28 protein-coding genes are annotated in these 22779 nt (G+C 71.8%); 15 read left to right on the top strand and 13 right to left on the bottom strand.

Translation table 11 applies throughout. The features are described 5' to 3' along the window. Window positions 1-44 precede the first annotated feature (44 nt). Together ABZ386_RS16075 and ABZ386_RS16070 are read right to left on the bottom strand one after the other, a co-directional pair. On the bottom strand, window positions 45-788 hold the full coding sequence (locus ABZ386_RS16075) for a Clp protease N-terminal domain-containing protein (protein WP_356504407.1): 744 nt from the start codon (window positions 786-788) through the stop codon (window positions 45-47). A gap of 59 nt (window positions 789-847) precedes the next feature. Then, entirely contained in the window at window positions 848-1480 is a 633-nt protein-coding gene (locus ABZ386_RS16070; protein WP_355724121.1) for a LysE family translocator, read from the bottom strand. A 109-nt stretch (window positions 1481-1589) separates the two neighbouring features. Here ABZ386_RS16070 and ABZ386_RS16065 point away from each other — a divergent pair, with 109 nt between their 5' ends. Next, window positions 1590-2690, top strand: coding sequence for a DUF2786 domain-containing protein (locus ABZ386_RS16065; protein WP_358964927.1), 1101 nt, complete (start codon window positions 1590-1592; stop codon window positions 2688-2690). A 7-nt stretch (window positions 2691-2697) separates the two neighbouring features. Here ABZ386_RS16065 and ABZ386_RS16060 read toward each other — a convergent pair whose 3' ends face one another. From ABZ386_RS16060 to rpmB, 4 genes are all read right to left on the bottom strand, one after another. Next, window positions 2698-3258, bottom strand: coding sequence for a DUF4232 domain-containing protein (locus tag ABZ386_RS16060; protein WP_358964926.1), 561 nt, complete (start codon window positions 3256-3258; stop codon window positions 2698-2700). A 160-nt stretch (window positions 3259-3418) separates the two neighbouring features. Beyond that, on the bottom strand, window positions 3419-3934 hold the full coding sequence (locus ABZ386_RS16055; protein WP_358965024.1) for a hypothetical protein: 516 nt from the start codon (window positions 3932-3934) through the stop codon (window positions 3419-3421). Window positions 3935-4056: 122 nt separating this feature from the next. Further along, window positions 4057-4362: a 30S ribosomal protein S14 gene (gene rpsN / locus ABZ386_RS16050; RefSeq protein WP_355724130.1), complete on the bottom strand. Its 306-nt coding sequence runs from the start codon at window positions 4360-4362 to the stop codon at window positions 4057-4059. Continuing rightward, the gene (rpmB, locus tag ABZ386_RS16045; protein WP_031115922.1) at window positions 4362-4598 is read right to left on the bottom strand and encodes a 50S ribosomal protein L28; all 237 of its coding nucleotides are present in this window, start codon (window positions 4596-4598) and stop codon (window positions 4362-4364) included. Before rpmB ends, rpsN begins: the two co-directional genes overlap by 1 nt. A gap of 63 nt (window positions 4599-4661) precedes the next feature. On the opposite strand from rpmB, the gene rpmG reads away from it, so the two are divergent. From rpmG to ABZ386_RS16020, 5 genes are all read left to right on the top strand, one after another. Beyond that, the gene (rpmG, locus tag ABZ386_RS16040) at window positions 4662-4826 is read left to right on the top strand and encodes a 50S ribosomal protein L33 (protein ID WP_010044249.1); all 165 of its coding nucleotides are present in this window, start codon (window positions 4662-4664) and stop codon (window positions 4824-4826) included. Window positions 4827-4828: 2 nt separating this feature from the next. Next, complete coding sequence (locus ABZ386_RS16035) at window positions 4829-5077, top strand: type B 50S ribosomal protein L31 (protein WP_114254541.1); 249 nt, start codon at window positions 4829-4831, stop codon at window positions 5075-5077. Between the two features lie 4 nt (window positions 5078-5081). Further along, entirely contained in the window at window positions 5082-6320 is a 1239-nt protein-coding gene (locus tag ABZ386_RS16030) for a GTP-binding protein (protein ID WP_358964925.1), read from the top strand. A gap of 6 nt (window positions 6321-6326) precedes the next feature. Then, window positions 6327-6560 (top strand): 30S ribosomal protein S18, encoded by a 234-nt coding sequence (rpsR, locus tag ABZ386_RS16025; protein ID WP_114254543.1) that lies wholly within the window; start codon window positions 6327-6329, stop codon window positions 6558-6560. A gap of 632 nt (window positions 6561-7192) precedes the next feature. Next, the gene (locus ABZ386_RS16020) at window positions 7193-7411 is read left to right on the top strand and encodes a DUF397 domain-containing protein (RefSeq protein WP_051648637.1); all 219 of its coding nucleotides are present in this window, start codon (window positions 7193-7195) and stop codon (window positions 7409-7411) included. A 93-nt stretch (window positions 7412-7504) separates the two neighbouring features. On the opposite strand, the gene ABZ386_RS16015 is transcribed toward ABZ386_RS16020, so the two are convergent. Beyond that, window positions 7505-7999 carry an ATP-binding protein gene (locus ABZ386_RS16015; protein ID WP_358964924.1) on the bottom strand — a complete coding sequence of 165 codons (495 nt, stop codon included), beginning with the start codon at window positions 7997-7999 and terminating at the stop codon, window positions 7505-7507. A 364-nt stretch (window positions 8000-8363) separates the two neighbouring features. Here ABZ386_RS16015 and ABZ386_RS16010 point away from each other — a divergent pair, with 364 nt between their 5' ends. After that, window positions 8364-9188, top strand: a complete 825-nt coding sequence (locus tag ABZ386_RS16010; RefSeq protein WP_351339922.1) for a helix-turn-helix transcriptional regulator — start codon at window positions 8364-8366, stop codon at window positions 9186-9188. Window positions 9189-9284: 96 nt separating this feature from the next. Further along, window positions 9285-10748: an aldehyde dehydrogenase family protein gene (locus ABZ386_RS16005; protein WP_358964923.1), complete on the top strand. Its 1464-nt coding sequence runs from the start codon at window positions 9285-9287 to the stop codon at window positions 10746-10748. 26 nt (window positions 10749-10774) lie between these two features. On the opposite strand, the gene ABZ386_RS16000 is transcribed toward ABZ386_RS16005, so the two are convergent. Beyond that, complete coding sequence (locus ABZ386_RS16000; protein ID WP_351339752.1) at window positions 10775-11065, bottom strand: hypothetical protein; 291 nt, start codon at window positions 11063-11065, stop codon at window positions 10775-10777. Between the two features lie 266 nt (window positions 11066-11331). Here ABZ386_RS16000 and ABZ386_RS15995 point away from each other — a divergent pair, with 266 nt between their 5' ends. The 4 genes from ABZ386_RS15995 to ABZ386_RS15980 all read left to right on the top strand — a co-directional run bounded on the left by ABZ386_RS15995 (window position 11332) and on the right by ABZ386_RS15980 (window position 13622). Then, window positions 11332-12129, top strand: a complete 798-nt coding sequence (locus ABZ386_RS15995; RefSeq protein ID WP_358964922.1) for a helix-turn-helix transcriptional regulator — start codon at window positions 11332-11334, stop codon at window positions 12127-12129. After that, entirely contained in the window at window positions 12122-12349 is a 228-nt protein-coding gene (locus ABZ386_RS15990) for a DUF397 domain-containing protein (RefSeq protein ID WP_358964921.1), read from the top strand. The genes ABZ386_RS15995 and ABZ386_RS15990 overlap by 8 nt, the downstream gene beginning before the upstream one ends. A 69-nt stretch (window positions 12350-12418) precedes the next feature. Beyond that, a complete protein-coding gene (locus tag ABZ386_RS15985; protein WP_351339760.1) occupies window positions 12419-12970 on the top strand; it encodes a DinB family protein in 552 nt (183 codons plus the stop codon). Between the two features lie 10 nt (window positions 12971-12980). Next, the gene (locus ABZ386_RS15980; protein ID WP_114257537.1) at window positions 12981-13622 is read left to right on the top strand and encodes a PadR family transcriptional regulator; all 642 of its coding nucleotides are present in this window, start codon (window positions 12981-12983) and stop codon (window positions 13620-13622) included. 20 nt (window positions 13623-13642) lie between these two features. On the opposite strand, the gene ABZ386_RS15975 is transcribed toward ABZ386_RS15980, so the two are convergent. Both ABZ386_RS15975 and ABZ386_RS15970 read right to left on the bottom strand, forming a co-directional pair. Further along, complete coding sequence (locus ABZ386_RS15975) at window positions 13643-15049, bottom strand: glutamate decarboxylase (protein WP_355719480.1); 1407 nt, start codon at window positions 15047-15049, stop codon at window positions 13643-13645. Between the two features lie 32 nt (window positions 15050-15081). Beyond that, window positions 15082-16368, bottom strand: a complete 1287-nt coding sequence (locus ABZ386_RS15970) for an ion channel protein (RefSeq protein WP_358964920.1) — start codon at window positions 16366-16368, stop codon at window positions 15082-15084. Between the two features lie 119 nt (window positions 16369-16487). Here ABZ386_RS15970 and ABZ386_RS15965 point away from each other — a divergent pair, with 119 nt between their 5' ends. Then, complete coding sequence (locus ABZ386_RS15965; protein ID WP_356504386.1) at window positions 16488-17249, top strand: MerR family transcriptional regulator; 762 nt, start codon at window positions 16488-16490, stop codon at window positions 17247-17249. Window positions 17250-17265: 16 nt separating this feature from the next. Here the strand turns inward: ABZ386_RS15965 and ABZ386_RS15960 are convergent, their stop codons facing one another. Then, window positions 17266-17631, bottom strand: a complete 366-nt coding sequence (locus ABZ386_RS15960) for a YbjQ family protein (RefSeq protein WP_031115903.1) — start codon at window positions 17629-17631, stop codon at window positions 17266-17268. Window positions 17632-17766: 135 nt separating this feature from the next. On the opposite strand from ABZ386_RS15960, the gene ABZ386_RS15955 reads away from it, so the two are divergent. Beyond that, complete coding sequence (locus tag ABZ386_RS15955; RefSeq protein ID WP_358840003.1) at window positions 17767-18636, top strand: VTT domain-containing protein; 870 nt, start codon at window positions 17767-17769, stop codon at window positions 18634-18636. Window positions 18637-18662: 26 nt separating this feature from the next. On the opposite strand, the gene ABZ386_RS15950 is transcribed toward ABZ386_RS15955, so the two are convergent. After that, a complete protein-coding gene (locus ABZ386_RS15950) occupies window positions 18663-20360 on the bottom strand; it encodes a threonine/serine exporter family protein (protein ID WP_356618585.1) in 1698 nt (565 codons plus the stop codon). 121 nt (window positions 20361-20481) lie between these two features. Then, a complete protein-coding gene (locus tag ABZ386_RS15945) occupies window positions 20482-20973 on the bottom strand; it encodes an inorganic diphosphatase (protein ID WP_031115900.1) in 492 nt (163 codons plus the stop codon). Between the two features lie 79 nt (window positions 20974-21052). Here ABZ386_RS15945 and dacB point away from each other — a divergent pair, with 79 nt between their 5' ends. Beyond that, on the top strand, window positions 21053-22639 hold the full coding sequence (gene dacB / locus ABZ386_RS15940; RefSeq protein ID WP_356618587.1) for a D-alanyl-D-alanine carboxypeptidase/D-alanyl-D-alanine-endopeptidase: 1587 nt from the start codon (window positions 21053-21055) through the stop codon (window positions 22637-22639). Window positions 22640-22779: the final 140 nt, after the last annotated feature.

Genomic DNA, 22779 nt, shown 5'->3' with positions numbered 1-22779 from the left:
TGCCAGGGGGGTCTGACAACGCGTCCCCGCTGCGCGGGTCGCGGTCAGGACGCGCCCGGCACGTCCTGCTGCGCCTGCGTGATCTTCTCCAGCGCCTCGGCCACGTACCGCTCGGTCCGCTCCTTGCCGATGCCGAGTCCGCTGAGGACGCCCTCGCCGTTCTCGTGCTCCAGCAGGGCGAGCAGGATGTGCTCGGTGCCGATGTAGTTGTGGCCCAGGCGCAGGGCCTCGCGGAAGGTGAGCTCCAGGACCTTCTTGGCGGCCTGGCCGTACGGCACGAGCTCCGGGGCCTCCTCGACGGCCGGCGGCAGTGCGGCGGTCGCCGCCGCGCGGACCGCGTCGAGCGAGACGCCCTCCTCGACGATCGCCTTCGCGGCGAGACCGTCGGGCTCGGCCAGCAGGCCGAGGACGAGGTGCTCGGGCACGCCCTCGGCGTTGCGCGCGGTCCTGGCCGCGTTGTGCGCCGCCATCACCGTGTTGCGGGCGCGGGGCGTGTAGCGGTTGAAGCCCTGGCTCGGGTCCAGGTCGGCCGACTCCTTCGGCACGAACCGCTTCTGCGCGGCCTGCCGGGTGACCCCCATGCTCTTGCCGATGTCCGTCCAGGAGGCGCCCGAACGCCGGGCCTGGTCGACGAAGTGGCCGATCAGGTGGTCGGCCACCTCGCCGAGGTGATCGGCGGCGAGTACCGCGTCCTGGAGCTGTTCGAGGGGTTCCTGGTGAACCTTCTTGATCGCCGCGATGAGGTCGTCGAGGCGCACGGATGACGTGATGTTGGGGTTCGTCGTCATGCTGTCAACCGTAGGTTGCACCCCCCAAGGTGTCAACCGCGAGTTGACACTCGCCCCGTCTACTTCGGCGAGGTCGCCACCAGCCGCACCGCCAGCCCCGTGAACACCGTCCCGGAGACGATGTTCAGCCAGCGGTTCACCCGCGCACTGCGCCTGAGCAGGGACGCCAGCCGCCCCGCCAGCAGGCCGACGCTGCCGTCCCACAGGAAGCCCATCACCACGAGCGTGACGCCGAGCAGCAGCAACTGGCCCTGGACGTGGCCGAGCGACGGGTCCACGAACTGCGGCAGGAACGCCACGTTGAAGAGGATCACCTTGGGGTTGAGCAGGTTCGTGATCGCGCCCTGCCAGAACGCCCGCCGCATCCCCGCACCCACGGCGCCGGTCCCCTCCTCGCCCGGCACCGACCGGTCACGGAACGCCTTCACCGCCAGGTAGAGCAGATAGGCCGCGCCCGCCCAGCGCAGCACGTGGTACAGCGTCGGCAACGCCGTGAACAGGGCCGACAGGCCGAGGGCCGCCGCGACCGCGTGCACGAGCATCGCGCACGCCACCCCGAACGCGGCCATCACCCCGGCGGTCGGTCCGCCCCGGCCGCCCATCGCCACGATGAACATCATGTCGGGGCCGGGGGTGATGCAGAGCGCGAAGGCGGCGACGAGGAACGCCGCGTAGAGAGACATGTCCACCATGCGGGCCATGCTCGAAGCCCCGCCGGGCCGGGACGACCGAATTCCGGGGAGTGAGACGCACGAGGTCATGGGCACCGGCCCCAGGGTGACGGCGTGGCACCATCGGCCCGTGAGTACGTCCACCACCGTCGACCGCGCGTTCGAAACGGCCCTGTACGAGACCGGCGAGACGGCCCTCGACACCGGCGCGTCCCTGCTCGCCTCCGACCCGGCGGCCGACGCCGAACTGGCCCGGCGCGGGGAGGAGTTCGTGGCCGCGGCCTGGCGGCGCGGCTGGCAGCCGGCCGACGTCGTACGGATCGTCCGGCGCGAGCTGGACGACGTCCACGTGCTCCTCGCGGCGGAGCTGATCCGCGCGCAGGCGCCGCACGACCGGCCCCGTGGCCGCCGCTGGAGCGCCCAGCTCGCCGAACTCCCCGCCGGTGCCCCGCCCCGCGCCGACCGCTTCTCCCACGCCACGGCCGTACTGGAGCTGTACCGCCTGCTGCTGCGCCTGCCGGCGCTGGAATCCCTCGACGAGGCGTCCGGGGAGGCGAGGCCGGAGTCCCGCATGCTCACCCGCATCCGCGCCCTGCTCGCCAAGGCGGAGGCGACCGGGTTCCCCGAGGAGGCGGAGGCGCTGAGCGCCAAGGCGCAGGAGCTGATGGCCCGGCACAGCGTCGACGAGGCGCTGCTCGCGGCCCGGGCGCCCTCGCCGGACACGCCCGGGGCCTGCCGGATCGGGGTCGAGCCGCCGTACGAGCAGGCCAAGGCGGTGCTGCTGGACGCGGTCGCCACCGCCAACCACTGCCGGGCGGTGTGGAACGAGCCCCTCGGCTTCTCCACCGTCGTCGGCTTCGAAACCGACCTGGAGGCCGTCGAACTCCTCCACACCTCACTCCTGGTGCAGGCCACGACCGCGATGACGAAGGCGGAGGCGGCCCAGCGCGCGGGGGGACGCAAGCGCACCAAGGCGTTCCGGCAGGCCTTCCTCGCGGCCTACGCCCACCGCGTCGGCACCCGTCTGGCGGCCGCCGCCGAGAGCCAGGTGTCCGACGACCTGCTCCCGGTCCTCGCCTCCCGCGAACTCGCCGTCACGGGACGGCTGGACCGCATGTTCCCGGAGACGACCACGACCCGCCTGCGCGGCGTGCGCGACGAGGCGGGCTGGACGGAGGGCGCGCGGGCGGCGGACCGGGCCCGGCTGAGGCACCGGCCGCCGCTGCGCTGAGCGGCCGTCAGTCGCCGGCGGACTCGAAGCCGCTCACCGTGGCCCGCGCCTGGCCGCCGTCGTCCGGCCGGGCGACCGGGCCGTAGGACCACTTGAGTTCGTGCGCGTCCTTGGGGGCACCGGGCAGGGTGAAGGACGCCGCGTGCACGACGAGGCTCTTCGCGGGGTCGGCCTCACCGCGGACGTAGGTGATCGTGAAGGACGTGGTGGCACCCTTCGCGAGGGTGAGCGGCTGGGCCTTGGCGCCCTCCTCCGGGAGCACGTTGGTGGTGCTGCTCTCGGCCAGGAGGTCCACGGCCGGGAAGCCCTTCAGGGTGCACTCCGCGCCCTTGCTGGTGAGCGTCACGGTGACGGTGCCGGTGTCCCCGGCGGCCGGGGCGGCGCCGGCCCCGACCTCGACGCCCAGGTCGGACAGCGCGCAGGCCGAGCCGTTACCGGGATCCGCGTTCTTCGCGTCGTCGCCTGAGGCGCCTGAGGTGCCGGAGCCACCGGAGCCGCCGCCGTCGCAGGCGGTGAGCAGGAGGGTCGCGGCGAGGGCGGCGGCCAGGGTGAGGGGCAAGGTGCGCATGGAGTCCTCTGGGCGTGGTGAACGTGGGCGGTTCAGGTCCCTGGATCATCACGCACCCGGATGCCGCACGGGCACGCACCCCCTGCGAATCCCCCGAACGCCGGACGGGCCGCGGCGCCCGAAGGCGCTCCACGGCCCGTCCGCACGGATCGAGGTCCTGTTATCCGAGGCCCGCCGTGGGCAGCCCGGTCGGCATCTTGCCGCCCTCGGCCTTCGTGTACGTCTCCGCGCCGAGCCCGCCCTCCCAGGTGACCTTCAGGCTGGTCTTGTTCACGGAGTCGACCATGCCGGTCATCCGGTCCTTGGAGCCGTCCGTGCACTTCAGGTGGATCATCCGCATGCCGGACTCCTCGCCCGCGGTGCCGCTGCACACGCTCCCGCCGGTGGCGAACAGCGCGGCCTTGCTGCCGGTGATCACCAGCGCCACGGCCTTGCCGTCGGTCGTCGTGAGCCAGCTGCCCGCCAGCTCGTCGGAGGCCGCCCCGCCGGAACCGGACCCGGAGTCCGAGCCGGAGTCCGAGCCGCCGGTTCCGGCGGACGCCGTGGCCGAGGGGCTGGGGGACGCCGAGTCGTCCCCGGAGCCGCTGTCGCCGCTGCACGCCGTCAGCGTCAGCGCGCCCACCAGCCCCGCGGCCACCGCCGCGACGCGCACGCCGCCGGAGCGACGCCAGACCATCACCGAAGTCACTGCAAGCCCCCAAGCTGTAGCCGGCCGACCCGAACGGACATCCGGACGGAACCCGCCGGAACGATCGCAGCAAGCTACCAGGGCCCGTCAAGAGCCTCCGGAGGAGCCTCTTACCAGGACGACTTCCGCACACCGGGCAGATACCCCGCGTGCGCCTGCTCCCGCAGACTCACCCGGGACAGCCCGAAGGCCCGGAAGTAGCCGCGCGGCCGGCCGTCCACCTGGTCGCGGTTGCGCACCCGCGTGGCGCTCGCGTCGCGCGGCTGCTTGCGCAGCTCCATCTGCGCGGCCAGCCGTTCGGCATCCGTCGACGAGGGCCGCCGGATGATCTCCTTCAGCTCGGCCCGCCGGGCGGCGTACCGCGCGACGATCTCCTGCCGCTTGTCGTTCTTCGCGATCTTGCTCTTCTTGGCCATCAGACCTTCACTCCCCGGGCGCGGATCCGGGCGACGGCCGCCTCGATCCCGATCGTGTCGACGGTCTTGATCGCCCTGGCGCTCAGCCGGAGCCGGACGTACCGGCCCTCGCTCGGCAGCCAGTAGCGCTTGGACTGGATGTTGGGGTCGAACCGGCGGGACGTGCGCCGGTGCGAGTGCGAGATGCGGTTGCCGAAGCCGGGCTGGGTGCCGGTCAGCATGCAGTGCGCGGACATGTGGTGACGTACCTCTCTGGCTCAGGTGATGTAAATGGAATTCATTTTCAGTAGCATAGCGGCATGGCACGCAACGAACTCCGCCCGGTCATCAAGCTCCGGTCCACCGCCGGGACCGGCTACACCTACGTGACCCGCAAGAACCGTCGCAACGACCCGGACCGACTCACCCTGCGCAAGTTCGATCCGGTCGTCGGCCGCCACGTCGACTTCCGAGAGGAGCGCTGACCATGCGCAAGGGAATCCACCCCGAGTACGGGCCCGTCGTCTTCCGCGACCGTGCCGCGAACTACGCCTTCCTCACCCGCTCGACCATGACGAGCGAGAAGACGATCGAGTGGGAGGACGGCAACACCTACCCGGTCGTCGACGTCGAGATCTCCGACGTCAGCCACCCCTTCTACACCGGCACCGCCCGCGTCCTGGACACCGCCGGCCGCGTCGAGCGCTTCGAGCGCCGGTACGGAAAGAAGGGCTGACCCCGTGGCTGTCCCCGCTGTCTCTCCTGGGCTCCCCGTCGTGATCGTCGGCGGGCTGCATGCCGACGCCCGCAAGGCGGCAGTGGCGCAGCTGCTCGCCGACGTGCCCGGCAGCGTCGCACTCCACCACGACCTGGCGACGGCCGCGGCCGGCACGGTCGTGCGGACCGTCCGGGACGCCACCGGCGTCCTGGACGCGGGGGAGGCGCCGCTCGTCAACGACTGTGCCTGCTGCGCCCTGCGCGAGGACCTGGTCCCGGAGCTGGAGCGGCTCGCGGACGCCGGGCGGACGCCCCTGGCCGTCGTCGAGCTGTGGGACTCCGTCGAGCCCAAGGCCATGGCCGAGGTCGTCACGGCCGGCGGGCTCACCGTCACCGGCGTGATCACCGCCGTCGACCCGGCCCTGGTCCTGCCCTACCTCGGCAACGGCGACGACCTCGCCGAGGGCGGTCTCGCCGCGGCCGCCACCGACCAGCGCACGGTCGCCGACACCTTCGCCCGCCAGCTGGAGTACGCCCCCGTCCTCGCGATCGCCGAGTCCCCGGAGGCCGACGACGAGGACCGCGAGCTGCTCGCCCAGCTGCACCCGACGGCCCGCCAGGTCCCGATCGGCCACGGTGACCTGGCGGGCGCACCCCCGCTCGGCCCCTTCGCGCGGGACACGGCCGACGGCCTGACCGTGCCGCCCCCGCGGCGGCGCCGGCACTCGCCGCTGGCCGAGGCCGCCCTGGCCGGCTTCGACGTCGAGGCGGCCGCCGCCGCCCAGCACCCGGCCTGCGCGCTGCTGCCCGCCGAGGCCGACGCGCACGGCGTCTCCACCCTGGTCTGGCAGCAGCGCCGCCCCTTCCACCCGGAGCGGCTCTACGCCGCCCTGGAGGACCTGACCTGCGCGGCCGCCCGCAGCCGGGGCCGGTTCTGGCTCGCCGACAAGCCCGACACGCTCTTCCACTGGGACGCGGCGGGCGGGGCCCTGTGCGTGGAGAGCGCCGGGCCGTGGCTGGCCTCCCTGCCGGACGCGGCCTGGGAGATGGTCCCGCCGGTGCGCCGCGCCGCCGCCGCGCTGGACTGGCACCCCGAGCACGGCGACCGGGGCCAGCACCTCGTCTTCACCTCGCCCGGCCTCGACCGGGACGGCCTGGAGCGGCTGCTGGAGTCCTGCCTGCTCACCGACGCCGAGTACGCCGCCGGGCGCGACGCCTGGCAGCGGCTGCCGCACGCCTTCGACACCCTCCTGGAGGTCTGACCCGACATGCCCCGCAAGCCCGAGCGCAAGCCCGCCAAGAACCGGCCCAACCCCCTGGACCAGGCCGGGATCACGTACATCGACTACAAGGACACCGACCTGCTGCGGAAGTTCATCTCCGACCGCGGCAAGATCCGCAGCCGCCGCGTCACCCGCGTCTCCGCCCAGCAGCAGCGGCAGCTGGCCCGCGCGATCAAGAACGCCCGCGAGATGGCGCTCCTGCCGTACTCCAGCCGCTGAACGCCCGCGGTCCGCGTGAGCTTCCCCACGCTTGACGCCCGGGGGACCTCGTGACCGTGGGACGACCGCCCTCCGCGCCCGCCACCGCAGGGCCCGGGGGGCGGTTGCGTGCCCGGTCGGCCGTCATGGGCAGGACGCCCGGCGGACGGCCGGGCACGCATGCCGTACGAGGCGTCAGGTGCCGTACGCCCACCCGGCATCCGGCGATGGTCCGAGCCGGACACCCGCTGCCAGGACGACCTCGCCGTCCCGCGCACGGCCCATTTCTCCCTGCTCCCGGCCGGTGTCCGCCGCTTCCGCATGGCGGCCGGCCGGCCCTTCCGGAGCCGCACAGCGGCCCGCTTCCGCCGTCGAGCGGATGCTCCGCCTCCACCGGACCTCCGCCGAACCCGCCGACTTCGCCGCGGGCTTCCGGGAACGCCGGGCCGGGGAGCGCCGTCAAACAGGCCAGAGCTTCGGTAAAGCAGTCGTCAAAGCTGTAACCGCAGGACCACCCCGCGTGCACGTGCATCTGCCCATGCGTCTGCACATGAACAGGGCTATGATCCGGGTCAGTTGACCACTGCACCAATGGCCACACCAGCCAGTGCACCACCGGGGAGCGACCTGTGGACCACGACGTGTACAACGGGATGGCGGCCGCCAGGCTGCGCGGTGTGGCCTGGCAGAAGAGCCGGCACAGCAACTCGCAGGGCTCGTGCGTGGAGTTCGCCCGGCTGCCGGGCGGCGACGTGGCCGTGCGCAACTCGCGCTTCCCCGACGGGCCCGCGCTGGTCTACACCCGCGCGGAGATCGAGGCGATGCTGCTGGGCGTGAAGGACGGCGAGTTCGACCACCTCGTGGGCGGCTGACGGCCGGACGGGCCCGGCGCGAGGGCCGGCCACCGGCGTTCGGCTCGCCGTGACGCGCGTAGAACCGCGGCGCCAGGATGCGCCGCGGCTTTCTCATTCCCCGTGCGGTCCCGATCCGGCCCGGGGCAGCCGGAACAGCGCCCAGACCACCTTGCCGCTGAGCGCGCCCGCGAGCGGGTGCCAGCCCCAGCTGTCGCTGAAGGAGTCGACGAGGAACAGCCCGCGGCCCGACTCGGCCGAGAAGTCGTCGGTCTCCCGGGCGACGGGGCTTTCGTGGCTGGGGTCGCGCACCGCGCAGACCAGACGCTCGGTCCACCGCATCAGGTGCAGCCGTACCGGAGGCTCCTGCCCGGTGGCGCACCGGCCGCTCGACGGCAGTCCGTGCCGCAGGGCGTTGGTGACGAGTTCCGAGACCACCAGGCAGACGTCGTCGAACCGGTCGCCCATGTCCCACTGGTCGAGGGTCCTGCGGGTGAACTGCCGGGCTTCGCGCACCGCTTCGTAGCGCGCGGGCAGCGCGCAGGAGGCGGCGTCGGACACGGCCGCGGGATCCAGCGGCGGAAGGCCCTGCCGTAACGGCTCGAGCATGGTCGATCCATTCGTCCCCATGCGAGGCACTCCCGGGAATTCGCGGTCGGTGCGATGCGGCGGTGGTGCGGGACCATGGTTTCGGATGCGTACAGCAGATGCAAGGGCAGATGCACGTGCAGCTGACCGGAATGGGGCGTCCCGTACCGCTTGTTGGTCAATTTTTCCGTCATCTTCACGTGCCCGACCGGCCGTTCACTTGCCCACTTCTTCAGCACGCGTGCGTGCGCCGCCTGTCTCGATTCCGTTTCTGTAACCGGGCGAGTACTGCTCGGAGTGTTTTAGTGGCAGACTTCGGCCCCTGAAGACGTTGGGGAGGCTGGCGAACGTGAGCGCGGGAGAGCCGGGATCGGTGGTGCGGCGCATGCTGCTCGGATCACAACTCAGGCGACTGCGTGAGGCGCGGGGCATCACGCGCGAGGCGGCGGGCTACTCGATCCGCGCCTCCGAGTCGAAGATCAGCCGGATGGAGCTGGGCCGGGTGAGCTTCAAGACCCGGGACGTCGAGGACCTGCTGACGCTGTACGGCATCACCGACGAGCAGGAGCGCGCCTCGCTGCTGTCCCTGGCGAAGGAGGCCAACGTCGCGGGGTGGTGGCACAGTTACTCGGACGTGCTGCCCAGCTGGTTCCCCACCTACGTCGGCCTGGAGGGCGCCGCCTCGCTGATCCGGGCCTACGAGGTGCAGTTCGTGCACGGCCTGCTGCAGACCGAGGCGTACGCGCACGCGGTGGTCCGGCGTGGCATGCAGGGCGCCAGCGAGGCCGACGTCGAGCGGCGCGTGGCGCTGCGCCTGGAGCGGCAGAAGTACCTCGTCGACGAGAGCGCGCCCGACTTCCACATCATCCTGGACGAGGCCGCCCTGCGCCGCCCGTACGGCGACCGCGAGGTGATGCGCGGCCAGCTCCAGCACCTCATCGAGATCTCCGAGCGGCCCAACGTGCGCCTCCAGGTGATGCCGTTCAGCCTCGGTGGCCACTCCGGCGAGAGCGGCGCGTTCACGATCCTCAGCTTCCCGGAGTCCGACCTGTCGGACGTCGTCTACCTGGAGCAGCTCACCAGCGCGCTGTACCTGGACAAGCCCGAGGACGTCGCCCAGTACGAGAAGGCGCTCAAGGAGCTGCAGAGCGACAGCCCGGGCCCCTCGGAGAGCCGGGACCTTCTGCGGGGCCTGCTCCAGCTCTCCTGAAGTACTCCTCCAACTCTCCTGATGCGCAAGTACGATGACGTGTGATCAGATCGTGAAGGCGCGATCAGAGGTCTGCCAGGGATCGAGGGATCACACATGTCGTCGTCCTGCTTCACCGACCTTGCACAGCAGTACATCGACGGTGAGTGGCGCCCGGGCACCGGCTCCTGGGACATCATCGACTTCAACCCGTACGACGACGAGAAGCTGGCGTCGATCACCATAGCCACGGCCGACGAGGTCGACCAGGCGTACCGGGCCGCCGCCCGTGCCCAGAAGCAGTGGGCCGAGACCAACCCGTACGCCCGCCGCGCCGTCTTCGAGAAGGCCCTGCGCCTGATCGAGGAGCGCGAGGCCGAGATCTCCGAGGCCATCATCGCCGAGCTGGGCGGCACCCGCCTGAAGGCCGCCTTCGAGCTGCACCTCGCCAAGGAGTTCCTGCGCGAGGCGGTCCATCTGGCGCTGGCCCCCGAGGGCCGGATCATCCCCTCCCCGGTGGACGGCAAGGAGAACCGCGTCTACCGCGTGCCGGTCGGGGTGGTGGGCGTGATCAGCCCCTTCAACTTCCCCTTCCTGCTGTCGGTCAAGTCCGTCGCCCCGGCGCTCGCCCTGGGCAACGCGGTCGTCCTCAAGCCGCACCAGGACACGCCGATCGTCGGCGGTGCCCTGGTCGCGAGGATCTTCGAGGACGCGGGGCTGCCCGGCGGTCTGCTGAACGTCGTCATCACCGACATCGCGGAGATCGGCGACGCCTTCATCGAGCACCCGGTCCCCAAGGTCATCTCCTTCACCGGCTCCGACCAGGTCGGCCGGCACGTGGCGACGGTCTGCGCCCGGCTGTTCAAGCGTTCGGTCCTCGAACTGGGCGGCAACAGCGCGCTGGTCGTCCTCGACGACGCCGACGTCGACTACGCCGTGGACGCGGCCGTCTTCAGCCGGTACGTCCACCAGGGCCAGGTCTGCATGGCCGCCAACCGCGTCCTGGTCGACCGGTCGGTCGCGGACGAGTTCACCGAGAAGTTCGTCGCCAAGGTGAAGGCCCTCAAGGCGGGCGACCCGCGCGACCCGGAGACCGTCATCGGCCCGGTCATCAACTCCTCCCAGGCGGAGGCCGTCGCGGGCGTGGTGGAGCAGGCCCTCGCCGAGGGTGCCACGGCCCTGGTGCGCGGCGGCCGGACCGACAACCTCGTGGAGCCCTCCGTCCTCACCGGCCTGCCCGCCGACTCGGCGCTGCTGCGGCAGGAGGTCTTCGGCCCGGTCGCCTTCCTCGTCCCGTTCGACGGCGAGGAGGAGGCCGTCCGCCTCGTCAACGACACCCCGTACGGCCTGAGCGGCGCCGTCCACACCGGGAACATCGAGCGCGGTGTCGCCTTCGCCAAGCAGATCGACTCGGGCATGTTCCACGTGAACGACGGCACCGTGCACGACGAGCCGATCGTGCCGTTCGGCGGCGAGAAGCACTCGGGCCTCGGCCGGCTCAACGGCGACACGATGCTGGACTCGTTCACCACCACCAAGTGGATTTCGGTGCAGCACGGCCGGAGCGGCTTCCCGTTCTGACGGCGTTCCGGCATCGTCCCGTCCTTCTACGACTCGGAGAGGCGGGCACCGCGGCTCTCCGCGATCCTGCGGACGTCCGTGAGTGCCTCGCTCATCCGGGCGAGCAGGAAGCGGAGTTGCGCGGGCGTCGCCCCCGGGTCGGCGAGCATGTCGGCCGCGTGGTCGAGGAGACCACCGGCCATGCCGAGCTGCACGCTCTCGACGGTGTCGGCGACCCGGGAGACGTGTCCGGTCCCGTCGGTCACGAGATAGCAGGGCTTGCCGCCCGTGCCGGCCCAGGGCAGCAGCCGGGTCTCGCCCTCGCCGCCGCCCGTCACTTCCTCCCCCTCGTCTCCCGCACGGGCATGCCCAGCGAGCCGATGCCGATCCCCGGCGGCACGGCCGTCGGCGCCGGGCGCGGGACATGACGTCCCATATGGCGGACGGTCCGCCCGATCGCGCGCAGAACCCTCACCTGTCATCAACTCCCTGTGGTCGGCGGTCTCGCTTTGTGTAGCGAACCGCTCACACTGTGACGCCGTCCGGGCTAGCCTCGCCAGAGAGACGCAGGTGACAGAGCTTTTGTCACAAGGGGGTTGATCCGATGGGTTCCATCTACGGCGACTGGCTCAAGGAGCAGCGCGAGGCGGCGGGCCTGACGCAGCAGCAGTTGGCGGACCGGGCGATCATGACGCGTTCGCACATCGCGCACATCGAGGCGGGGCGCCGGGTCCCGTCGAAGGAGGACGCGCGGCGCCTCGACATGGCGCTGAACACGGGAAACGTGCTGAGCAGCTTCCTGCCGCAGGACGATGACGTATCGATCGCCGAGTACTTCGAGAGGGTCCGCGTACTCGAACAACAGGCGTCGTCCATCCACGAGTTCGCCCTGGCGTACTTCCCGGGCATCCTCCAGACGAAAAGGTACGCACGTGCGGTTCTGGGCGCGGCATTCCCCCCTGTGAGTGAAGAGGAGTGTGACAGGCGCGTTGTCACACGCCTGGAGCGCGCAAAGATCCTCGAAGACCCCGTGAGTCCCGTAGTGTGGGCGCTTTTGGACGAGACGCTGCTGCGCCGTCCCGTGGCCGACGGGGACGTCATGGCCGAGCAGTTCATGCACGTCGTCCGCCTCGCGGAGGCTGGACGTATCCGGGTGCATGTGCTGCCGTTTGCTGTAGGCCACCATCCGCTGGCGCACAGCATGCTCAAGCTGATGTGGTTCGAAGACCAACCGCCGCTGGCGTACACCGAGGGCGGCTACATGGGGAAGCTGCACGACTCCCCGTCCGTGGTCCACCAGTTGCAGCATCGCTACTCTCTGGCACTGAGCCAGGCAATGCCGCTGGAGGACTCACTGGCCTTGATCAGGGCCACCGCGAAGGAGTACGGACACCATGACTGAGCGCACCATCCCGAACGCGGCCACGCTGCGCGGCTGGCGCAAGTCGTCGTACAGCGACAACAACGCCGGTGACTGCCTTGAAGTCCTCGACGACCACCCTTCGGGCATACCGGTCCGCGACTCCAAGAACCCCCACGGCCCCGCCCTGCTCTTCAGGGCGCCTGGTTGGTCGCACTTCGTCACGGCCCTGAAGGGCGGGGCCGTTGCGGACAGAAGCTGACCGCAAGCCCTCGTAACGTCGTCGGTGTCAGGGGGGAGCGGCCCCCGGGCCCGACGAAAGGCGGCGGTCATGGTCACTCACGTTCCGGCGGAAGCACACGGCGACGAGCGCGGGGCGCTGCTCTCCTTCATCGCAGAGCAGCGCGGCGGCGTCCGGCGCGCGCTGCTCGGGCTGACGGACGAGCAGGCCTCCTCGCGCCCGAGTGCCAGCGAGCTGTCCCTGGCCGGGCTGCTCAAGCACGTCGCCGAGGTCGAGCAGGGCTGGATCGCCCGCGCCAAGGGCGAGCAGCCGGCCGTCCACCGCGACGAGTCGAACTGGCACGAGTGCTTCCGGCTGGTCGGCGACGAGACCGTGGAGGCGCAGCTCGCGTACTACGAGAAGGTGGCCGCCGAGACGGAGGCGTTCATCCGCGCGGTGCCGAGCCTCGACGACACCTTCGAGCTGCCCGCGACGTCCTGGAACCCGCGGGACGAGCAGCTCTCGATGCGCTGGCTCTGCCTCCACCTGATCCGCGAGACGGCCCGGCACGCGGGCCACGCCGACATCATCCGCGAGTCGCTGGACGGGGCGACGGCCTTCGAGCTGGTGGCGGCCGAACAGCAGGTGGCCGCCGCGTCCTAATGTGGACCGCATGTCAGCGATCCGTCTCCTCGTGCTCGGCGCGGTCCGCATGCACGGCCGCGCCCACGGCTACCAGGTCCGCAACGACCTGGAGTACTGGGGCGCGCACGAGTGGTCCCACGCCAAGCCCGGCTCGATCTACCACGCCCTGAAGCAGATGGCGAAGCAGGGGCTGCTGCACGCGCACGAGATCGCCCCGTCCACGGCCGGCGGGCCGCCGCGCACGGAGTACGAGATCACCGAGCAGGGCACCGAGGAGTACTTCCGGCTGCTGCGGGAGGCGCTGGTCACCTACGACCAGCGCGGGGAGGTGAAGACGGCCGCGGTCGGCTTCATCGTGGACCTGCCGAGGGCGGAGGCGGTCGCGCTGCTGAAGGAGCGCACCCTGCGGATCGAGCAGTGGCGGGCCTCCGTCCTGAAGGACTACGTGCCCGAGGAGGGACTCGACGGGCTCGGCCACATCGGCGAGATCATGAACATGTGGGTCCACACGGCCGACTCCGAGGCCGAGTGGACCCGCGGCCTGATCCAGCGCATCGAGGGCGGCGCCTACACCTTCGCCGACGAGGGCGAGCCGTTCGTCGGCGTGCTGGCGGAGGGCGAGGAGAACCCGTACGCGACGGGCGAGCCGCACCCCGGAGACGCCTCCTAGCCTCCTGGCCTGCCGGCCTCCTAGTGGTGGAACCCGGTGGCCGCCTCCTTGTCCTGGGTGAAGGGGCGCGGCTGCCGCCGCAGTTCCGGCAGCAGCCGTTCCAGGTCCTGCGCGAGCAGGTCGGCCAGGTCCGCGGAGAAGCCGTTGCGGCACACCACCCGCAGCACGGACAAATCCTCGCGGTGCGGCGGGAAGGTGTACGCGGGCACCAGCCAGCCGCTCTCGCGCAGCCGCCGGGACACGTCGAAGACGTCGTACGCCGACACGTCCGGTGCGGTCGTGAAGGCGAACACCGGCAGCTGGTCGCCCCGGGTCAGCAGCCGGAAGTCGCCGAGCGCCTCGACCCGCCCGGCGAGCCCCGTGGCCACGTCCCGCGCGGCCTGCTGCACGGCCCGGTAGCCGTCCCGGCCCAGCCGCAGGAACGTGTAGTACTGCGCCACGACCTGCGCGCCCGGCCGGGAGAAGTTCAGGGCGAAAGTCGGCATGTCGCCGCCCAGGTAGTTCACCCGGAACACCAGCTCCTCCGGCAGCGCCTCCGCGTCCCGCCACAGCGCCCAGCCGACGCCCGGGTAGACCAGCCCGTACTTGTGCCCCGAGGTGTTGATGGACGCCACCCTCGGCAGCCGGAAGTCCCACACCAGGTCCTCGTCGAGGAACGGCGCGACCATGGCGCCGGACGCCCCGTCCACATGCACGGGGATGTCGAGCCCGGTCCGCTCCTGCACCGCGTCCAGCGCCGCGCACAGCTCGGCGATCGGCTCGTAGGAGCCGTCGAAGGTCGAGCCCAGGATGCCGACGACCCCGATGGTGTTCTCGTCGCACAGCTCGGCGGCCGCCTGCGGGTCCAGGTGGAACCGGTCGCCCTCCATGGGCACCAGCCGGGCCTCCACCTCCCAGAAATTGCAGAACTTCTCCCAGCAGACCTGGACGTTCACGCCCATCACCAGATTGGGCCGGGCCCCGGGGTAGCGGTCGGCGTTGCGCTTGGCCCAGCGCCGCTTGAGCGCCATCCCGGCGAGCATGCACGCCTCGCTCGACCCGGTCGTCGAACACCCCACGGCCGCCGCCGGGTCGGGCGCGTGCCACAGGTCGGCCAGCATCGCCACGCAGCGCCGCTCCAGTTCGGCCGTGCGCGGGTACTCGTCCTTGTCGATCATGTTCTTGTCCCGGCACTCCGCCATCAGCACCCCGGCCTCCGGCTCCATCCAGGTGGTGACGAAGGTGGCGAGGTTCAGCCGCGCGTTGCCGTCGAGCATCAGCTCGTCGCGGACCAGTTGGTGGGCGGTCGCCGGGGCCATCGGCTGGTCCGGGAGCCGGTGCGTGGGCGGGGCCTCGGCCATGTCGCCGACCGGGTTGGCGGGGCCGTAGAACGGGTTGACGGACAGGCGGTGCCCACCGGGCCGGCGGGGGCCTTCGTTGAGCGGCAAGGGAGCCTCCAGGGTGGATTCGACGGTGTGTGTCAGCGGACCGGTGTGCCGTCCTCGCGCAGCTGCATCTGGGGGCGGCCCGTCACCAGCAGCCAGGCGGGCAGGGAGGCGACGCAGAGCAGGGCGAGGATCCCCGGCGAGGCGACCAGCACCGCGGCGACGAAGAGGCTGACCCAGCCCTGCCGGGTGATCGCCAGCAGCATCCCGAGCACCGCCGCCGACACCCCGACCGACGGATGCACCCCGGACACCAGGGCGTGCGCGCACAGACCGAGGGCGGTGCCGGCGAACACGGCCGGGAAGATGCGCCCGCCCCGGAAGCCGCAGGACGCGGCGACGAGCAGCGCGGCCAGCTTCACCACCGTCAGCAGGGCGTACTCCCCGGCCGGCCTGCCGTCCGGGTCGCGCGCCAGCTCGGCGATCTCGTCCAGCCCCTTGAAGAGCGTCAGATGGCCGCCCAGGGCCGCGAGACCGCCCAGCACCAGCCCGCCCGCCGGGAGCATCAGCATCGGGTGCCGCAGCGTCCGGAAGGCCCCGTGGACGTACGGGAACGCCCGCACGGCGGCCATGCCGAGCAGCGCGCCCGCCGAGGCGACCACGACCGCCGCCAGCAGGTCGGCCCAGCCGGGCCGGCCGAAGGACGGCAGGTCCAGGTCGAAGCTCGGGTGGTCGATCAGGGTGGCCGTCAGGGCACCGGCCGCGCCCGCGGTCAGCGGCGCGAAGACGTTGTCCCACAGCAGTCCGCGGGTCTCCTGCCGGGCCAGCGCCTCGGAGATCACCAGGGCCGCCGCCACCGGCGTGCCGAACAGGGCGCCGATGGTCGCCGCCTCCGCCAGCGCGGGCCAGACGCGGCCGGGCACCTTCGGCAGGGCCCGCGCCCCCAGCCAGGCGGCCAGGGCGACGTTCACCGTGATGATCGGGTTCTCCGGGCCGAGACTGGGCCCGCCCGCCAGCATCAGCGCGGTCGCCAGCAGCAGCCCCGGCAGGACAGCGGGCGGCAGGACAGGGGCGTCCAGGCCGACGGTGGCCGGATCGGGCCCCGCGTGCCCCGGCATCCGCCACACCACGAGACCGACCGCCACCCCGGTCCCGACCAGCATCACCACCATCCACAGCACCGAGTACCGGCCGATCCCCAGCACGTCCGGCAGCGGCCCCCACAGCACCTCCTGGAGCTCCTCGGCGGCGGCGCTCACCCCCACCAGGACCAGGCTGGAGAGCACACCGACGGCCGCGGCGGGCACGATCGACGGCAGCAGCAGGCGCGCCGGGGTCGCCGGGGTGACGGAGGGCGCCCGCTGCTCGCTGTCCTGGACCACGGGCACACGATATGTGGCCCAAAGGGGACAAACAGGGAATTTACGCAAACAGGAAACACGCTTGCACCTCACGTGGCGTGAGGCCCGACCGTGGAGCACGGAAGAAGAAGGGAGCGGAAGTGAGCTACTCCGTGGGACAGGTCGCGGGCTTCGCCGGCGTCACGGTGCGCACCCTGCACCACTACGACGACATCGGCCTGCTCGTCCCGAGCGAACGCAGCCACGCGGGCCACCGGCGCTACAGCGACGCCGACCTCGACCGGCTGCAGCAGATCCTGTTCTACCGGGAACTCGGCTTCCCGCTCGACGAGGTCGCCGTCCTGCTCGACGACCCGGACGCGGACCCGCGCGCGCACCTGCGCCGCCAGCACGACCTGCTGACCGCCCGGATCGAGAAACTGCGGAAGATGGCGGCGGCCGTGGAGCACGCCATGGAGGCACGCCACATGGGCATCAACCTCACGCCCGAGGAGAAGTTCGAGGTCTTCGGGGACAAGGACCCCGAGCAGTACGCCGACGAGGCGGAAGCGCGCTGGGGCGGCACCGAGCACTACGCCGAGTCCCAGCGCCGCGTCGCCCGCTACACCAAGGAGGACTGGCAGCGCATCCAGGACCAGACCGCCGACTGGGCCGAGCGCTACGGCGCCCTGATGGCCGCCGGCGAACCGCCCGCCGGCGAGGCGGCCATGGCCCTGGCGGAGGAGCACCGGCAGCACATCTGCACCTGGTACTACGAGTGCTCCTACGAGCAGCACCGCCGCCTGGGCGAGATGTACGTCGCCGACGAGCGCTTCAAGGCGTTCTACGAGTCGATGCGCCCCGGCCTCGCCGAGCACCTGAAGGACGCGATCGCCGCGAACGCCGCCCGCCGCACCTCCTGATCCCTGGCCCGGGGGCTCACTCCCGGGCCAGGACCACCGCCGTGCCGTACGCGCACACCTCGGTGCCGACGTCCGCCGCCGAGGTCACGTCGAAGCGGAACGCGAGCACGCCGTTGGCGCCACGCGCGCGTGCCTGTTCGACGAGTCGCTCCATGGCCTGGTTGCGGGTCTGCACGAGGGTCTTGGTGAGCCCGCGCAGCTCGCCGCCGACCATCGACTTCAGCCCGGCGCCGATCTGGCTGCCCACATGACGCGAGCGCACGGTCAGGCCGAAGACCTCGCCGAGCACTTCCTGCACGCGGTAGCCGGGTACGTCGTTCGTGGTGACGACGAGCACGTCGGGCTGGGGGCCCTGACCGCCGCCGTATTCATCGATGCCCATGCCTCTCAGCTTTCTCCGGGGGGACCCACAGTGCATCCTGGGTACCCCCATGGAACCTGGGTCGTGACGGCTGCGTTGATACTTTGAGGCAGCCAGCCCCAGCCCGTATCTCACAGCAGCAGGAGCCACATCCCCGTGACCACGCTTGCGCTCGGCCCCGAGTGGCTCAGCCCGGACTACCTGATCTCGACGTTCAGCCTGCCCGGCATCCTGCTGATCGTCTTCGCCGAGTCCGGACTCTTCGCGTTCCTGCCCGGCGACTCGCTGCTGTTCACGGCGGGCCTCTTCGTGGCCGAGGGCACGTACATCACCCAGCCCCTGTGGCTGGTCTGCACGCTGATCGTGATCGCCGCCGTCGTCGGCGACCAAGTGGGCTACATGATCGGCAAGTTCCTCGGCCCGAAGCTCTTCAACCGGCCCAACTCCAAGCTCTTCAAACAGGAGAACCTGGACAAGGCCCACGAGTTCATGGAGAAGTACGGCCCCAAGGCGATCGTCCTGGCCCGCTTCGTCCCGATCGTGCGCACGTTCGCCCCCATCGTCGCCGGCGCCGGCCGCATGAAGTACCGCACGTTCTTCACGTACAACGTCATCGGCGGCATCGCCTGGGGCACCGGCGTCACCCTCGCGGGCTACTGGCTCGGCCAGATCGACTTCATCAAGAAGAACGTCGAGGCCATCCTCATCCTGATCGTCTTCGTCTCCGTCGTCCCGATCATCATCGAGTACCTGCGCGAGCGGTCGAAGAAGAAGAAGCGCGCCGCGACGCAGGACCCCGCCGCCACCCAGCCCCACATCCCGGTCATGGACGACGCGACGACCCAGCTCCGCCGCATCACCCCCGACGACCGCCCGCCCCACCAGCAGCCCCAGCAGCAGCCCCCGTACGGCCACCAGAACGGCTACAACGACCAGCAGTACTACGGCCAGTACCCCCAGGCCCCGGGCTACGGCCACTCACAGCAGAGCGGCGGCGGCCAGCAGCCGTACAACGGCGGTTACTGAGCCGGCCTGTTCTCGGGGACGCGGCGCTAGAAACCCCTGGTCCGCTTCGCGGCGCGCCGCTTCTCCGCGGAGCCGATCCGCAGGAACATCCGCGAGATCTCGGACCCCAGATTCACCCCGATGGCGATGGCCATGGCCAGGGCCACCGCCTTCGACAGCGACACCAGCCCCTCGTCGATCTTGTTCTGCGCGATCGCCAGCAGCCCGAAGTACGTCGCGGAACCCGGCAGCAGGGGCCCGATCGCCGCGGTCGTGTAGGGCAGCGCGGAAGCGAACTGGTAGCGGGACAGCAGCTGCCCGAACAACCCCACCAGGCCCGCGGCCGCCGCCGTGGACGCCACCGGCGAGATGTCCCCGGCGTAGTGCATCGCGCCGTACACGACCCACGCGACACCGCCGTTCAGCGTCACCCACACCACGGTGGATCGTTCCTGCTGGAGCAGCACCGCGAAGGCCAGCGACAGCAGCATCGACGCGCCGATCAGCAGCACCGGATCGTCGGAGACCCCCAGCGCCGCGTCCGGGTTCAGCCGCGCCCCCAGCTGCACGCCGAAGTACAGCACCAGCAGCACACCCGCGACGATGCCCACGAAGAAGTACAGGACCTCCAGCAGACGAGCGGAGGCGGTGATGTAGAAGCCGGTCAGCCCGTCCTGCACCCCCGCCACCAGCGCCCGCCCGGGCAGCAGCGCGAACAGCCCACCGGTGATGACCGCGGAGGCCTTCACATCCACCTGGCCCAGCGTCAGCGCGACCCCGATCGCGGCCGGCGGCGTCGCGGCCACCGTGAACTGGTAGAACTCCGGCAGCCCGCGCCCCGCGCACAGCCACGCCAGCCGGTCGCCGAGCATCGCGCCCAGCGCCGCCGCCACGAACACGATCAGGTCACCGCCGACGAGCACGGAGGCCGCGCCCGCCAGCAACCCGCTCGCGCCGGTCAGCGCCCAGCCGGGATACGGGTGCCGGTTGCGGCGGATCTCCGCGAGCCGCCGGTAGGCCTCCTCCAGGGAGACCGCCGTCTCGTCGTCGCTGAGGTCGTCCACCAGCTGGTACACGGCCGCCAGCCGCGTGTAGTCGGTGCCCCTGCGGCGCACGGTCCGCGACGCCGTGACCGGGTCGTCGACCAGCGACGGCTGGTAGGAGATAGCGAGCAGCGTGAAGGTGACATTGGGCTCACAGCGGTCCAGGCCGTAGGACCGGCAGACCGCGAACATCGCCGTCTCCACGTCCTCGGCGCCCTCACCGCCCGCCAGCAGCAACTCGCCGATACGCAGCGTCAGGTCGAGCACGCGCGGCACCGCGGGGCCCGCCTCGTCGCCGCCGCGCTGGACCGCCTCCGGCGCCGGCCGCTCCGCCACCGGCATGCGCAGCATGGTGCGCATCCGGTCCTGCCAGGGCACGTCCTTGGTCAGACTGACCACGGGGACCCCGGTCGGCGGCGTGAAGGCCGACGGGGCGTGCTTCGCGCTGTACGTGCTCGGCGGCGTGAACGCCGACCCCTCCGGCTCCACCGCGGGCGCCGGCGCCACGTCCAGGCCCTCCGGAAGGGCGAACTCGGACGTCGTCTCCGACTCCGAACCGGCCGGCCGGAGCACGGCCAGGCCCTCGGGGATCGCGAACTCCGAGGTCGTCGACATGTCCCCGTCGACGGCGGCCCCACCCGGAGGCGCGAAGGCACTCCTCGCCTCGTCCGACTTCGGCTTGCGGTCCTCCGCGTCCGTCACTGCCTGGCGCTCCCTGTACGACACGTCAGCCTCAGTACCCCTCAGCCTCAGTATGCGCACATACGGACGAACGGGCCGCACGCGCGCGCGTGCGGCCCGTAGGCATCACAGGGAACGGCGATCAGTGACCGCCCTGCTCCTTGAAGCGCTTGTAGGACCGCTCGATCTCGGCCTCGGCGTCCGTACGGCCCACCCAGTTGGCGCCCTCGACCGACTTGCCGGGCTCCAGGTCCTTGTAGACCTCGAAGAAGTGCTGGATCTCCAGGCGGTCGAACTCCGACACGTGGTGGATGTCCCGCAGGTGCTCCACGCGCGGGTCCGTCGCCGGCACGCACAGCAGCTTGTCGTCGCCGCCGGCCTCGTCCGTCATGCGGAACATGCCGATCGCGCGGCACTTGATGAGGCAGCCCGGGAACGTCGGCTCGTCGAGGATGACCAGCGCGTCCAGCGGGTCGCCGTCCTCGCCGAGGGTGTTCTCGACGAAGCCGTAGTCGGTCGGGTAGGCGGTCGAGGTGAAGAGTCGCCGGTCCAGGCGGATACGACCGGTCTCGTGGTCCACCTCGTACTTGTTGCGCGAACCCTTCGGAATCTCGATCGTGACGTCGAACTCCACCGGTGGCTCCTCCATGATCAACACATAGTTCTGGTGGTTAAGTGTCCCTCACGCAGGTGTGTGATCGCGAAAGGGGCTGGTGGTCGTGCCAGAGCTGAGGCCTTGGCGGGCCGCGAGACCGCACGTGGTGCGGATCGCGGACGCCGTACGACCGCGCCTGGCCCGGGCCGCAGCGACCGCGAAACCCCGGGTCACACGGCTCGTACGAGCCGGGAAACCGCAGGTCGCGCGGGTCACGCTGCCGAAGACCTGGCAGTACACCGCGGGCGCCGCCACCGCCGGTCTGGCACTGGCCGCCGGGGTGGTGACCGCCGCCGGTCCCTGGGACTCCTCGGGTCAGCGTACGGCCGAGCGGGACCGGGCCGCCGCCCTCGGCCGCGCGGGTGGCACAGATCACGGCGGCACCTCCGGCGCGCCCGGCCGGCCCCGGCCCGCCCCCAGCGCCGACCCCGTGCTGACCGGCCTCGGCGGCGTCAGCACCGTGAAGTCCGCCCCGGACGGCAAGGCCCTCGCCAAGGCCCTCACGCCCCTGCTGAAGGACCCGGCGCTCGGCCCCCGGCCCGCCGCGGCCGTCGTCGACGTCACCACCGGCAGGCGCCTGTACGGGGCGCACCCGGACGCCGCGTTCACCCCCGCCTCGACCACGAAGATCGCCACGGCCGTCGCCGCGCTCTCCGCGATGGGCGCCGACCACCGCCTCACCACCCGCGCCGCGCTGGAACCCGACACGAAGGAAGTCGTCCTGGTCGGCGGCGGCGACCCCACCCTCACGGCCCGGGAGAAGGCCGAGGGGGCGGCGAGCCTGCGCACCCTGGCCGCCGGGACGGCCGCCGCACTGGCCGACCGGGGCGTGCGCGAGGTGACGCTCTCCTACGACACGACCCTCTACTCGGGCCCCCGAATGCACCCGATCGGGGTCAACCCGAACCTCGCGCTCGTCAGCCCCCTGATGGCCGACGAGGGCCGCACGGACGACTCCACGAGCGGCCCGGTCACCCGCGTCACCGACCCGGCCGAGGACGCGGCCCGCCAGTTCGGTGACCTGCTGAAGTCCCACGGCATCAAGACCACGGCCCCCGGCCCGTCCAAGGCCACGACCCGTGCCAGGACCCTCGCCGCGGTCTCCTCGCCCCCGCTGTCCGCCCTCGTCGAACGCATGCTGACCAACAGCGACAACGACATCGCCGAGGCCCTCGCCCGCCAGACGGCGATCGCGACCGGCCACCGGGCCGACTTCGCCGGCGCCGACAAGGCGATCAGCGCCCAGCTGCGCAGGCTCGGCCTCCCCCTCAAGGGCGCCGCCTTCAAGGACGGCAGCGGCCTCAACCGCGCCGACCGCCTGACCCCGGACCTCCTGACGGCCCTCCTGGCGAAGGCGGCCGACCCCTCCCACCCCGAACTCCGCCCGGCCCTCACCGGCCTCCCGGTCGCCGGCTTCACGGGCACGCTGACCAGCCGCTACACGGACGGAGCGGCCGGCGTCGTCCGCGCCAAGACCGGCACACTCACCGGCGTGAACACCCTCGCGGGCACCCTGGTCGACCAGGACGGCCGCCTCCTGGCCTTCGCCGTCATGGCCACGGACACGGACCCGGGGAAACAGGCGGCGACACAGAAGGCCCTGGACAGGGTGGCGACGACACTGGCGGCGTGCGGCTGCGGGTAGCCACGCACCGGCACGCCCGGCCGCCCGCGGACCTCCGCCCGAGCCCGCCGCCCCGCCCCGCCCGAGCCCGCCGCCCCGCCCCGGCCGTGGGCCGGGGCTCCGCCCCGCCGTGGGCAGGCGTTCCGCACGGCGGAACGGGT

It is taken from the genome of Streptomyces sp. NPDC006140 (genome assembly GCF_040628815.1).
Taxonomy (GTDB): domain Bacteria; phylum Actinomycetota; class Actinomycetes; order Streptomycetales; family Streptomycetaceae; genus Streptomyces.
This window is presented reverse-complemented; position numbering and strand designations above follow the sequence as displayed.

Bases quoted from the DNA above. Each gene is read 5' to 3' on its own strand.
- ABZ386_RS15980 (WP_114257537.1), top strand. From the start codon at position 12,981: ATGTCAGCGATCCGTCTCCTCGTGCTCGGCGCGGTCCGCATGCACGGC.
- rpsR (WP_114254543.1), top strand. From the start codon at position 6,327: ATGCCCCGCAAGCCCGAGCGCAAGCCCGCCAAGAACCGGCCCAACCCC.
- rpmB (WP_031115922.1), bottom strand. From the start codon at position 4,598: ATGTCCGCGCACTGCATGCTGACCGGCACCCAGCCCGGCTTCGGCAAC.
- ABZ386_RS16070 (WP_355724121.1), bottom strand. From the start codon at position 1,480: ATGGTGGACATGTCTCTCTACGCGGCGTTCCTCGTCGCCGCCTTCGCG.
- ABZ386_RS15985 (WP_351339760.1), top strand. From the start codon at position 12,419: ATGGTCACTCACGTTCCGGCGGAAGCACACGGCGACGAGCGCGGGGCG.
- ABZ386_RS16010 (WP_351339922.1), top strand. From the start codon at position 8,364: ATGCTGCTCGGATCACAACTCAGGCGACTGCGTGAGGCGCGGGGCATC.
- ABZ386_RS15990 (WP_358964921.1), top strand. From the start codon at position 12,122: ATGACTGAGCGCACCATCCCGAACGCGGCCACGCTGCGCGGCTGGCGC.
- ABZ386_RS16055 (WP_358965024.1), bottom strand. From the start codon at position 3,934: ATGGTCTGGCGTCGCTCCGGCGGCGTGCGCGTCGCGGCGGTGGCCGCG.
- ABZ386_RS16075 (WP_356504407.1), bottom strand. From the start codon at position 788: ATGACGACGAACCCCAACATCACGTCATCCGTGCGCCTCGACGACCTC.
- ABZ386_RS15960 (WP_031115903.1), bottom strand. From the start codon at position 17,631: ATGGGCATCGATGAATACGGCGGCGGTCAGGGCCCCCAGCCCGACGTG.
- ABZ386_RS16060 (WP_358964926.1), bottom strand. From the start codon at position 3,258: ATGCGCACCTTGCCCCTCACCCTGGCCGCCGCCCTCGCCGCGACCCTC.
- rpsN (WP_355724130.1), bottom strand. From the start codon at position 4,362: ATGGCCAAGAAGAGCAAGATCGCGAAGAACGACAAGCGGCAGGAGATC.
- rpmG (WP_010044249.1), top strand. From the start codon at position 4,662: ATGGCACGCAACGAACTCCGCCCGGTCATCAAGCTCCGGTCCACCGCC.
- ABZ386_RS16020 (WP_051648637.1), top strand. From the start codon at position 7,193: ATGGCGGCCGCCAGGCTGCGCGGTGTGGCCTGGCAGAAGAGCCGGCAC.
- ABZ386_RS16005 (WP_358964923.1), top strand. From the start codon at position 9,285: ATGTCGTCGTCCTGCTTCACCGACCTTGCACAGCAGTACATCGACGGT.
- ABZ386_RS16015 (WP_358964924.1), bottom strand. From the start codon at position 7,999: ATGCTCGAGCCGTTACGGCAGGGCCTTCCGCCGCTGGATCCCGCGGCC.
- ABZ386_RS15995 (WP_358964922.1), top strand. From the start codon at position 11,332: ATGGGTTCCATCTACGGCGACTGGCTCAAGGAGCAGCGCGAGGCGGCG.
- ABZ386_RS16035 (WP_114254541.1), top strand. From the start codon at position 4,829: ATGCGCAAGGGAATCCACCCCGAGTACGGGCCCGTCGTCTTCCGCGAC.